Raw genomic sequence first — 12,244 nt, 5'->3', positions numbered from 1 at the left:
CCGCATTATTATTCGCCGGGCTGGTGATGGTTTCACCCGTAGAGGCCGTGGAGTTGATGAAGTGGGAACGCATCCCGCTACCGGTTGCCCTGCATGTTGGACAGGAGCGGGTGGTTTTTGTGGATAAAAATGTCCGAGTCGGTTTTCCGAGTGCGCTGAATGGCAAATTGCGGGTACAAAGCATCGGTGGCGCAGTGTATCTGTATCCGAGTGAAACGTTTACCCAGACCCGACTGCAACTTCAGGATGTGGAAAGTGGTGAAGTGATTTTGCTGGATGTGGCAGCCACAAATGGAAAAGGTCCCCTTGAGCCGGTTCGTGTAGTGTACCTCGGGGATGTGACCACGCTGACGGTCAACTACCAGATTCCTCACGGTGCCAAAGAGGATAATGCGTCAGCAACGTCTCCCTCTCCTGCCGGTGAACGCCAAGCTGACCGGCGTCAAAAACGGTCCTACACGGCTCCTCTGCCGGTGGTCCTGACCCGTTACGCCGCGCAGAATCTGTATGCACCGCTGCGTACAGTAGAAGCTGTTCCCGGCATTCACCCGGTATCATTGGCGCTACCAACCTGATTGACCACATTGTATTCCTCAGCGCCGGTAATAGTTTCCCCGTTAGGGGGCTGGGGTGTGGATAACCTCACTGTGGTGGCGCTGAAAGTGCGTAATACCCACCGTGAGAACGTAGTGCTTGATCCACGCAGGTTGCAGGGGCAATTCATAGCAGCGACCTTTCAGCATCGTTGGTTGGGGCCGTCAGGTACGCCGGAAGACACGACTACCGTTTATTTGGTGGTGAAAGGTCGGCCTGACCGTGCCTTTCTGCCTGAACCGGTGAGGTCAAAAACGCCCATGAAGCAACAGGGAAATCCCCATGCAAATTAAGTCAAACGGTCTGGTGAAGTGGGTCGTGCCTGCTTTTGTTATTGCGGGGCTGGTCGTGGGGATCAAGAGTTGTCGGCAATCAGAGACGCCTGTCAGCCAGACAGTGAGTCATCAGGCTTTGGCGGAACTGTCTTCCGGGGAGCTGCGGGCATTGGGGATTGAGGGAGATACCCCGGAAGACACGTTGCGTACCCTGATTGGAGCTTTGCGCAGTATCCGTGTTCAGCAGGCGGCACTGGAAAAACAAAACGCACACTTACTGGCGGACAATGAGAAATGGCGAAACGGGAGTCAGCGCATGACTGACCAGATTAACCAGGCGGTAGCGGGCTCCCGTGAGGAAACAGAAAAGCAACAGCAGGTATTGAAAGCGGAGCAGCAAACGCTGTTCAGCCGACTTGACCAGTTGACCCGTCAGTTAAGCAATAAGGGCTTGAATATAAAAAACTCTCTGGTTGAGCGTGATATTCCGCTGGGATTAGGATTGGACGATACTGGCCAAAATACGACTTCAGACGGAGACAGGCTGGTCTGGATTACCCCACAGGATGTGTTACCGGCTGACCCACAGGTTGCAATGAGCGGTCAGCCAGCGACTTCCCGTTTTCCCGTGTCATTTCTGGAAGACAATACATTGCGCCGTCAGAAAGTGGCATACGACGGTATGACTAAAAATCAGCGAACCATTACCGAGGATAATACAAACGAGACTATCCGGCCCGTTTATACTCTGCCCGAGAATACGACGCTGGTCGGCAGCCAGGCGATGACGGCATTATTAGGCCGGGTGCCGGTGAATGATAAAGTCACTGACCCGTATCCTTTTAAGATACTGATGGGTAAAGATAACCTGACTGCCAACGGCATTGAACTGCCGGACGTGGAAGGCGCGATTGTTTCGGGGACGGCTACCGGTGACTGGACCTTGTCTTGCGTACGCGGCAATGTCACCTCTTTCACCTTTGTCTTTGCAGACGGCACCGTCAGAACCGTACCGAAATCGGATAATCGCACCAATGGCAGCCATCATGTTCAGGATAATCATGGCAGCGGTATCGGCTGGTTGTCTGACGATAACGGTATTCCGTGTATCAGCGGGACACGAAAATCCAATGCAGCCAGTTACTTGTCAACCTTATTTGCTCTTTCTGGTGGTACAGCAGCCGGTGATGTGCTGTCACAGAGCCAGCTTACCGCCCAGACTAACGGTTATGGCGGCGCGACGTCATCACTGACCGGGGATGCCGGTAAAGCGGTTTTGGGGCAAGCGGCTGCCGGAGGATTTAAAGCCGTGTCGGAATGGGTCAAAGCCCGTTACGGTCAAACCTTTGATGCCGTCTACGTGCCGCCGGGAGCCAGCGTGGCGGTACATATTACCCAACAAATCCCCATTGATTACGACACACAGGGACGCAAGGTGAAATACCCCTTTAGCCTGGAACAGGAGAACAGCGATGGGCTGGACTGAGAAAGTGAATATCTGTGGAGCCGGTATGTGCAGCGTCAGATTGAAATCAGGTTGTTGGGTTTGCCTGATTGCAGTGACGACGCTCCTGACCGGTTGCAGCACGTCCAAAGAGGACATGTTGCCATCGGGAGATCAGACTATGCTGGCATTGTGGCAGGGAAAGGTCGCGTCGTCACAGATCACACTGGAAGCCCGTCAGGTGCTGCGCCGGGGGCTCAATGAACAGGAGCAGCAAATTTCGACTGACTATGCTGAAAGTTATAGTCGTACACAGGAAAATGAAATCAGTCAAACCTTCCCACGGCTACCCAATCCGGACATGGTGATGTATCTCTTTCCCCATTTGGTGGCGGGAAATTCGCCTGTGCCGGGATACAGCACGGTGTTTTCGTTTTACAGTCAGGTGCAGTATGCCCTGCCGGGTGAGCGGACGGTGGCATTGTGATGTGGACGTGGTTAAATAAAGTCCGCCTGCGTAAAGCGGACAACTACTCGGCATCCCTGAGTGAACCGGCGGTCATATTATCGCCTTCTGTCGGCGTGGCCGGGCGTGAACCTGTAAAGCGGCCCGGCAAAATGACGCACGCTGATGAAGCGGCACTGTATAACCCTTCACCGTCTATCATTGATTATTTGCCCTGGGCAGAATACCTGGACGAGGAAAAGTGTCTGTTGTTGGATGACGGCCTGTCAGTCGGGGCGGTTTATACCGTCTCTCCGGTCTCGACAGAAGGACGCCCCGCTGCCCGTCTGGAAGAGATCCGTGACCAGGTGGAGGATGCGTTGCAGGACAGCCTGGAGGAAGAGGATATTTCTCCCTGGGTGGTGCAGTTTTTTTGTCAGGATGAAGATGACTCGTCGTCATCGTTGACGCAGCTTCGTCAATATATCAAGCCCTGGGCACAGGGCACAGCCTTTACCGAAACGTGGCTGGCTGAGACTGAACGACATTTGCGGGGTATTGCCCGGCCTGAAGGGCTGTTTAACGACACATTGGTCACTGGTCAACCTTGGAGAGGGCAGCAACGCCGTACCCGAATGGTCGTTTATCGCTGGGTCCCGGCAGGCCAGAAGGATGCTCTGTCACCGGCAGCGTTGCTTAATCAGGTCTGTAACCGACTGACGGCCTCGCTGGCCAGCGCCGGCATTTTGTGTGAACGACAAGATGGCGAACAGGTTCATCACTGGTTACTGCGGTTATTCAATCCCGCTCCAGACTGGATTGATAAAGCGACGCTATATTGGGAGGCCCGCTACGCGGCCTGGCAGGCGGGTGAATTGCGTCCGGATAATGATTTCACGGAAACCTTGTGGTTTACCCCGCCGCGTTCTGACGTGAAAAACGGTGTCTGGTGGTTTGATAATATTGCTCATCGGGCGGTACCGGTTGAACGGCTGCGTCGCCCTCCAGAACCGGGAACGCTGACCGGTGAAATGGTCCGGGGTGAACATATCAATGCGCTGATGGATTTATTACCGTCAGGTACTCTTGTTTCATTGACCATTGTCATACAGGCGCAGGATACACTGGAGCGGGATTTCGACCGATTGTCAAAAAATGCAATGGGAGAAAATACTGAATCAGGGCGAGTGCGTGCAGACGTAAAAGAAGCTAAGGCGTATCTGGGGCTGAGACATAAACTGTGCCGTTCTGCACTGACCTTTCTGTTACAGGGGGTTGATGTTGACGATTTGAACCGTCGGCATCAGCAACTGGCCGCCACCCTGTTGGTCTCGGGGTTGCAGCCGGTTAAACCCGAATGCGACGTCGCGCCGTTAAACGGTTATCTGCGTGCCTTACCGATGTGTTTTAACCCGCAACGAGACAAGCATCACTGGTATACCCGGTTGACTTGGGTGCAGCATGTGGCTGGGTTGTTGCCAGTGACAGGGCGGGCGACCGGCACCGGTAACCCGGGTCTTAGCTTTTTTAACCGGGGCGGCGATGTGCTGACCTTTGATCCGCAAAATAAACATGACCGTACCCAGAATGCGCATCTGTTGCTGTTCGGGCCGACCGGTGCGGGGAAGTCGGCTACGCTTTGTGCGAGTTTATCGCAGCTGATGGCGGTGCACCGTCCCCGATTATTTGTGGCGGAGGCGGGCAACAGTTTTGGGTTGTTTGCCGATTACTGTCAATGTCTGGGGCTGAGTGTCAACAAAATCAGCATCAAACCGGGTTGTGGTGTCAGTCTGGCGCTGTTTGCTGATGCCCACCAATTGCTTCAAATGACATCTTCTCAGCTGGATTTGGCGGGTGAAAAGTCGGCAGAGGAAATTGAAGACGACGGGGACGATGAGCAACGCGATATTCTGGGTGAAATGGAAATTGCGGCCCGCATGATGATCACCGGCGGGGAGAAGAAGGAGGAAGAGCGTCTGACACGGGCGGATCGGGGCATGATCCGCGAAGCTATCATGATGGCGGCAAAAGCGAGCGCTGACGATGGCCGACAGATGATAGCGGAAGATCTGCAAAAGGCATTGTCTGTGATTGCCCGGGACAGCCGACGGGATGAACAGGGGCGATCATTGTGTACCGAACAGCGTCGTGCCCGTGCCGAAGAGATGGCGGGGGCGATGTCAATGTTCACCAGTGGTTTTGAGGGGGAATTGTTTAATCGGCCGGGAACCCCTTGGCCAGAAGCCGATGTGACGCTGATTGACCTCGGTACGTTGGCGCGTGAAGGGTATGGTGCCCAGATGTCGCTGGCGATGGTGTCTCTGGTCAATACCATCAACAATATGGCGGAGCGTGACCAGTTTGAGGACCGGGAAATTAATTTTGTGGTGGATGAGGCGCATATACTGACCACTAATCCGCTGTTGTCGCCCTATATGACCAAAGTCGTCAAGATGTGGCGAAAACTGGGCGCCTGGTTGTGGCTGGCTACTCAGAATTTGGCGGACTATCCGGATAGTGCGGAGAAGATGCTGAATATGGCGGAGTGGTGGTTATGTCTGACAATGCCACCGGATGAAATCGAACAGATAGCGCGTTTTAAAAAGCTGTCTGAAGAACAAAAATCGGTGTTGCTGTCAGCCAGCAAACTCCCGGGCTGTTACACCGAAGGCGTGGTGTTGTCGAAAAAAGTGGAGGCGTTGTTTCGGGTGGTGCCGCCCAGTGTCTATCTGGCGCTGGGTATGACGGAGAAAGAGGAAAAGGCAGAGCGCAGGGCGATTATGAAAGCGCTTCATTGCAGCGAATTGGATGCCGCCTTTGTTGTGGCGCGCAGGCTGGACCGTGCCCGTGGTCTGATATCCGGGGAAGCGGCAAATGTGCGTGATGAAGATCTCTTAGCCATGCAGGAGTGTAGGCTATGAATATCAGGGTATTCTGGACGCTTTTGCTGTTGTTAATGCCGGTATCGGTGTTTGCCAGCACGGTGATATATACCGACACAAGCCATCCGCCGCGCAATGCTGATCAACGTGTCCGGGTTGTGTACCTTGATGGGGCCGAACAGCTGCAAGCACAACTGTTCGGTCAGTTATCGGCTGATCCTCAACAGGCAGTCAAACAGGTCCGTCAGATTTTGCAGTCTCCATCGTGGCATCAACAGGGGCGACATATCGGTCAGGCTTACCAGGGGTTACTGAATGCCTGGACTCTGGGCCTTAAGAAGTTCCCGGCAGTGGTTTTTGATGATGATTATGTTGTGTACGGTACGACAGACGTCAGACAGGCCCGGTTACTTTGGGATACCTATCAGCAGGAAAAGCAGCCATGAAATCTTCGGATTTATCGTCATTAACATGGTATTCCCGGCTGAAAAAGTTCGGTATGGTCCTGATGCTAACGGTTGTTCTGGCGCCCGTGGCCGTTGCCAGTGTGAATACGGCCCAGATTGTGGCCAGTGCCGCGTCGGTATCGTGCATCAGTTGGCGGATAAAAGGTCTCTGTTACTGGCTGCTGTGTTCTCCCTGGGGGTGCAAAGTGCGGACCTCGATAAAAGTTGCGCATTTTATTCCTCAGGCCGTGGTCTCCGTCTATAACGCGCCTGGAGGTAATCCCTGGAGAGAAATGTCGCAGGTCAGCCAGGCAGTCGGTGAGGTGGAAAATATGGTCACCGGTGCACTTTCCGGGATAGTCATGGGTGGTGGCAATCATCAGCTGAAAATCCCAGGCAACCGAAAAAACAATCTGCATTTTAAATATGCCGATGCGATTGGGCATCCGGCAACTGCCATGATGGGCGGGAAAATTTCGGGGTATGCGTGTAAAAGTGCCGCCACGCCTTTTATGCCTTACTTTTTGAGTACTCTGGACAGCTTGGTTTGGCGGACTGGTGTGCCGGAATCATTTTATCCTGAGGCGCTTATTCCGGGTAAACGTGAACTGGGTGATTCATTGCGGGGCAATATGTGGGGCAATATTTATCCGCGAAGCGGGTTTGTGACACAACAGGATGATAATAAAGCGGCTGTAGTGGTAGCGCAACGGGTAGCTGACATCATCACCCGTACCGGGCAGGGGCATGTTTATCAATCCCTGCAAGGGAACCGCAAACAGGGTTACTGGCTGCCAGGCGAAGCAGTCGAAAATACGGGTAGCCAAAATCATCAATGGCAACGTTTAGCGCCGAAAATGAGCACCTCTTGTGCTGTTTTTCCGGATAACAGCGGGGAAGCGGCAAAGGACGGGAATTATGTCTTTGCATTGTGGCAACCCTACAGTTGTTGTCAGCGGCGGGGACAGACTTTGCTCTACAGTACCGATTTTTGAGACTGGGATCATGGGATGAGACAACGATTATTTTTGCCTGTATTGATAGCACTGGCGTTTATGCGTACTCCTGTTGTTCAGGCGGCAGGTTTTGCCATTGCGGACAGCCCGATAGGTTACGGGAAAAGCCTGAATGGGGCTGTATCGGACAAACTGTTTTACAACATGGGTGGCGGATCAGTGATATCGCAGCCGGCGACCCGCAGTCATCTGCAACATTTGGGCGGATTAAACCTCGGTTGGAGCAGTGACCTGATGTGCGGTCACTTTGATTTAAAAACGACGGTAGGGAATCAGCTTAATGGCCTGACTTCGGGGTTTAAAAACCTGATGGGGGAAGTGATACAAGGGGCTACCGGGGCTGTAGCCAGTTTGCCGGCAATGGTTATCCAGCGTGCTAATCCGGGATTATATGAAATGCTAACCAACGGGGTGTTACAGGCAGGTATTGCGTTTGACAAATCACAACTGAGTTGCCAGAACATGTCACAGCGTATGATGGATTTCTCGGATAGCAGTAAATGGACTAAAGCGGCGTTGATGGAGGAATACAAAACGCTGGTGAATACCGGCAACGGTGATGCGGTTGGCACGACACAAAAAATGGAGGTTGCGGACGGTACACAAGGTTCAAATTGGATTGGAGGTGAAAAACGGGGAGGAAAAGGACAGAAAGCGATTCAGCCTATCCGGGATCTGGCAAAAGCCGGCTTCAATATGATGAACAACCTGCCGGCGAATAGCCATGCCAATGTCAGCCACACACAATGTAATGGCGCTGCTTGCCAGAAATTCAAGAACAGTGAAGAAGCCGCAGACGCGGTCGTCAGGGTGTTAGGTGATCGTTCGGTTCGTACCTGTACCGACAGCCGTCAGTGTACTAGTGGTAGTACCGAAGACCAGCCGGGTGCAAGTGTCGCTGGGACGGGGTTTGCGCCGATGCTGGAAGAGGCGACCAGAACCAACATTGAGCAATTGATGAAACTGGTCAGCGGGGAAAATGCGCTTACTGTAGTCAATCTGGCAAAACTCAAAACGGGTAGCCTAGTGGTGACTCGCGGGGTTGTCCAGGCCCTGAAACGTGATCCGGACAGTGGTGCGCTGGTGAGTCGGTTGGCCAGTGAGTTAGCGATGGCAGACACCATTGAGACTGCGCTCACTATGCGGCGAATGTTGATGACCGGGCAGGCAGAACCGAATGCCGCTGCGCAGGCGCAGGCTATGGCAGAGAGTGATCGTCGTATTGCGACACTGGACAGAGAAATTACTGCCCTGAAGAATGAAATGGAGTTGCGCCGGGCGATTGCACAAAATACCGCACTGACCACGCTTGAGCGTGAACAACATCGGGTTGAAATGAATCTGCAACGGCAATCCACCGATAATACCGACAGTCGTATTCACACCTTGTCCGTGTCGCCGAAAGGGCGTGAAGGACAATAATGATGTCTGAGCAAAGTGAAATTCGGGTACCTGCTGGCACTAAACAGAGGTTGATAGTGGGACTGAAACGGCATTTCAGGCGGGGGTTAATCGTCATGTTGATGATGGGGGGCATGTTACTTGTTGCCGCAGCTGGCTTGGCGTATCCGTCTCAGTTCAATGCCTTACAACATTGGATGTACACGACCCGTTACGGCTGGCTGGCCTGGCGATTGGCCATGTACAGTGTGATTGCCTGTTTCATGTGGCAGCTTTGGCGATCCCCATTGCCGTTAACACAGAAAGCGGCTCTGAAACGGATGGCACTCATTTCGCTGGGATTTGTGGGGTTTTGTGAGTATGCCATGTTCTTCGTCTCCGGAGATCAGTCATGACAACTTACAGCTATCTGGAATATTTTCTGACCCTGCTGGGCTGGATAGTGAATAACGGTTTGTGGAATGTGTTGCTGGCCACCGGGTTATTTGTGCTGCCGCTGACATTCAAAATGATAGGTATCTGGCTGAAAGTCCGGGAAGAAGGGGAAGATGAAGGAAATAAGGGCATGCTCTCAGTGACCCGGATTGAAAACACCTTGTATGGTGCTTTCCTGGTCATTATCGTTTGCTGTGTGCCGTTGGTCAATGTGAGTCTGAATACCATTACGTATGATGACTCGCGGGCAAAAAGTTGTGGTACTTGGACACCGAAACCGGCTGAAACGGGTTATGCGTCCGTGATATCGTCGCTTGACGGTAAAACGGCGGCGGCTCCGGTTTGGTGGATACTGGTTCATCAGATTTCCAAAGGGGTCACTCAGGCTGCAATAGCTTCTCTTCCCTGCCGTCCCGACCTGAGGCAACTGCGTTTTGAGGTCCAGCATACGCGGATTAATAATCCGGCACTGGCTCAGATATTACAGGATTTCACCCATGACTGTTATGCGCTGGCATTGTATCAGTGGAAACGTCGGGACGAGGGAAGAACTTTGGATGAAGCGGTATTACGGGATATTGAATGGTTAGGGTCAAAAACGTTTCTGAATGGGGCGGGTTATTATGATGTGCTTCAGTCAAAAACGCCTCGTTCGGATTTTCCCTGGAAACCGCATCGTGATGACGGTTTTGCTAATACGGGGCAGGGGGGATATCCGACCTGCAAAGAATGGTGGTCAGACAGTCAAGTAGGATTGGAAAAACGGGTGATGGCTCAGGTTGAGCCAGGTATGTGGTTTCGGCTATCGGCAGCATTGAAGCTGATGGGCAAAGAGACGTCAGAATACAAAGAAGCGGTGATACGGCGTCTGGTGAGTCCGGAAAGCCTAACCACATCTCAAGGGGGACATGTCTATGCCGGTTACGGGGGTAACGCGGATTTTACTCTGATGAATTCGGTGGGCCGGATAGCCTCATTGGGCGGGGTGTCGTTGGGAAGCCTGGCGGCATTTCCGGCGTTTGATGCAATGCGCCAGGCATTACCAATGGTACAGGCTGTTATACTGATGGCGGTGACTATCATATTGCCCCTGATTATCGTATTTGCTGTCTATGAATATAAGACGGTTATTACGCTGACCTTTGTCGTGTTTGCGCTGAATTTTTTGACATTTTGGTGGGAACTGGCACGCTGGTTGGACAGCGGGTTAATGGAGGCATTGTATGGTTCGGATACGCACAGCCGCTGGAATATGGCCGGTTTTCAGAATAGCACAGACGATATCATTATGAGTTTTGTGATGGGAGCGATGTTTATTGTGTTGCCAGCATTGTGGATGGGAGCGTTGTCGTGGGCGGGAATTAAAATGGGTGACGCAGTAACAAATGCAACGAAAAATGGTTCTGCTGATATTCAGAAATCGGGTGGGAAATTAGGAGATAGAATAAGTAGGTAACATAATTATTTCTTGGTTAGGTTAGCCAAAAATTTAAGCGGCGTCTATGGTATGAATCGTAAAACGAGTTGTGTGTTATGCACATTTGCACGGCTGATAAAGCTCATTCACCTGACCCCATCAAAGGGTCGGGTGAATGGAAGCGGTTGGTGAGCTGGGGAGGCGAACCAACATCAGCGGTGTAACTGTGTATAACGCTTTTTTAACGAATAAGGTGAGTAGTCATATTTTTAACTTTCTGGCGGGTTGATGCATCGAAAAGAGTATTTCTTTGCGAAACTATCAGGGACACCTGTCAGTATTTTTGTCTGGAATTTTGTAGGAAACAGGAGATATTTAATTTAATCGAATAACCTTTATTACATTTTTCACTCAGCTTGTTGTAGCGTTCTATAAACTTGGAATCATAAAAAGAAAGTTTGTTAATAGTTTTGATAAGGTTTTTTTGTTATTGTTATTTAAAATAAAATCCTTATCTTTAAATAATCTAGAGACTTCTCAGTTGAATATACTAGTACGAATCTAGGATAATGATTTACAGTCGAATCAGGATTGTCAATGAGGTCAGTTAATTTTATAGTTTTTGATTTTGGTACTGATTTAGATGAATGTAATAAATCATTATTCTTCTGGATAATTCTGTTATCACCATTGTTATTACTAGAGTCGTCAGCATTTCTATATATGTAGCTACTATATCACTGAATTCTCGTTTGAGATTTTGACATACTATGCTTGTGTCCTCTACTGTACATATAGCCAAGCGGCGGCAAGCATTTCTTCTGTATGTGGCAAAAAAATGGCCAGCCTAGCTACTTCAGTTAAATGTAAAATATAAAGTTTGTTATTATATTTCTGCCTTTTTACTTAGCTTTAAAAGGCCGTTGTTATTTTCTTCTAACATTTTTTGCAACCCATGTGCCACTTGTATTGTCTGGCTCGAAATTCACGTTGATACCTATTTCGTGAGGTAAATTCTTTTCATGATTTCCATGGGCATCGAGAACAAATAGATTACTTGGATGTTTAAATGCTTTTATTGAAACCACTTTACCTTCAACCTTTACAATTACACCATCCAATCTTGTCTCTGCAATGTTTTTATTATACCAAGCTTCTATATCTACTGGATGTACTTGATCAAAATCTTTGGCTGCCTGTTTGAATCTCTCAATAGTTTCCTTTTTACACAGTTGGGTTATTTGCTCTATACTTTCCATAATAACAATTGTTTTGAGATTAGAGGGATTAATATACTTAATTAAGTTCAAGCACATCTTAAAACTATTGAGTACTGTATTAATGTGACCTTCAACGGAAAAACTTTTCCTATTATGCCATATAGGCTCATGATGAGCGATTCTATTACGAAGAGAATTAAGTTTTTTTATGTCGTTGGTTATATGCTTGAAAGTCACTTTTTCACCTGGGAATGCAAAATCTATCATTTCCGGCCATATTTTAAGGGACCCCTGTTTATCAGATTTATGATGATTGGAGCAAATGTTACTCCATACACCAAATGTAAGCTTTGCAATCAATTCATCCGGAGTTACTTTTCTTTTTTCTTCTTGGATAGAAGAAAGGGCATTTTCCACTGCCTCACGACTTTTTATAAATTTGTTATCTTCTGTATTTAAATAGAAATGTTGAATCCAGTTTCTGTCTATTGCCATTTCAGCAGCGGCAGGGGGAAGCCCACTATCTATAAGTTTTTGCCGTTGATATGCTAAGTGACCATCATATACAGGCTCTTAAGCAGTAACTGTATATTTTAGATAGAAAAAAGGCTTCATTTATGATCTGATAATCGTCGCCAAACTAATACCAAAACCACGGATGAAGCCTGT

At 49.9% G+C, this 12,244-nt stretch carries 9 protein-coding genes and 1 pseudogene; 9 read left to right on the top strand and 1 reads right to left on the bottom strand.

Translation table 11 applies throughout. From position 1 onward, the window contains the following. Nucleotides 1-26: 26 nt before the first annotated feature. The 9 genes and pseudogenes from SLS51_RS20485 to SLS51_RS20445 all read left to right on the top strand — a co-directional run bounded on the left by SLS51_RS20485 (nucleotide 27) and on the right by SLS51_RS20445 (nucleotide 10,394). Nucleotides 27-887, top strand: a pseudogene (locus SLS51_RS20485) (TIGR03749 family integrating conjugative element protein). Next, a complete protein-coding gene (locus SLS51_RS20480) occupies nucleotides 877-2,355 on the top strand; it encodes a TIGR03752 family integrating conjugative element protein (RefSeq protein WP_323840427.1) in 1,479 nt (492 codons plus the stop codon). The pseudogene SLS51_RS20485 and the gene SLS51_RS20480 overlap by 11 nt, the downstream one beginning before the upstream one ends. 25 nt (nucleotides 2,356-2,380) lie before the next feature. Next, complete coding sequence (locus tag SLS51_RS20475; protein ID WP_323840447.1) at nucleotides 2,381-2,800, top strand: TIGR03751 family conjugal transfer lipoprotein; 420 nt, start codon at nucleotides 2,381-2,383, stop codon at nucleotides 2,798-2,800. Continuing rightward, entirely contained in the window at nucleotides 2,797-5,679 is a 2,883-nt protein-coding gene (locus SLS51_RS20470; protein ID WP_323840426.1) for a conjugative transfer ATPase, read from the top strand. The genes SLS51_RS20475 and SLS51_RS20470 overlap by 4 nt, the downstream gene beginning before the upstream one ends. Next, the gene (locus tag SLS51_RS20465; protein ID WP_323840424.1) at nucleotides 5,676-6,086 is read left to right on the top strand and encodes a TIGR03757 family integrating conjugative element protein; all 411 of its coding nucleotides are present in this window, start codon (nucleotides 5,676-5,678) and stop codon (nucleotides 6,084-6,086) included. Before SLS51_RS20470 ends, SLS51_RS20465 begins: the two co-directional genes overlap by 4 nt. A gap of 53 nt (nucleotides 6,087-6,139) precedes the next feature. Next, the gene (locus tag SLS51_RS20460; protein WP_323840446.1) at nucleotides 6,140-7,081 is read left to right on the top strand and encodes a TIGR03756 family integrating conjugative element protein; all 942 of its coding nucleotides are present in this window, start codon (nucleotides 6,140-6,142) and stop codon (nucleotides 7,079-7,081) included. A gap of 15 nt (nucleotides 7,082-7,096) precedes the next feature. Then, complete coding sequence (locus tag SLS51_RS20455; RefSeq protein WP_439126899.1) at nucleotides 7,097-8,524, top strand: integrating conjugative element protein; 1,428 nt, start codon at nucleotides 7,097-7,099, stop codon at nucleotides 8,522-8,524. Between the two features lie 2 nt (nucleotides 8,525-8,526). Further along, a complete protein-coding gene (locus SLS51_RS20450; protein WP_323840423.1) occupies nucleotides 8,527-8,898 on the top strand; it encodes a hypothetical protein in 372 nt (123 codons plus the stop codon). After that, a complete protein-coding gene (locus tag SLS51_RS20445; protein WP_323840422.1) occupies nucleotides 8,895-10,394 on the top strand; it encodes a conjugal transfer protein TraG N-terminal domain-containing protein in 1,500 nt (499 codons plus the stop codon). The genes SLS51_RS20450 and SLS51_RS20445 overlap by 4 nt, the downstream gene beginning before the upstream one ends. A gap of 887 nt (nucleotides 10,395-11,281) precedes the next feature. On the opposite strand, the gene SLS51_RS20440 is transcribed toward SLS51_RS20445, so the two are convergent. Then, nucleotides 11,282-12,070, bottom strand: coding sequence for a hypothetical protein (locus SLS51_RS20440; RefSeq protein ID WP_323840421.1), 789 nt, complete (start codon nucleotides 12,068-12,070; stop codon nucleotides 11,282-11,284). Nucleotides 12,071-12,244: the final 174 nt, after the last annotated feature.

The sequence above is a fragment of the Photorhabdus africana genome, assembly GCF_035181445.1.
GTDB classification, from domain to species: Bacteria; Pseudomonadota; Gammaproteobacteria; order Enterobacterales; family Enterobacteriaceae; genus Photorhabdus; species Photorhabdus laumondii.
Note: the sequence above shows the minus strand (reverse complement) of the source record. Positions and strands in the feature narration are given on the sequence as shown.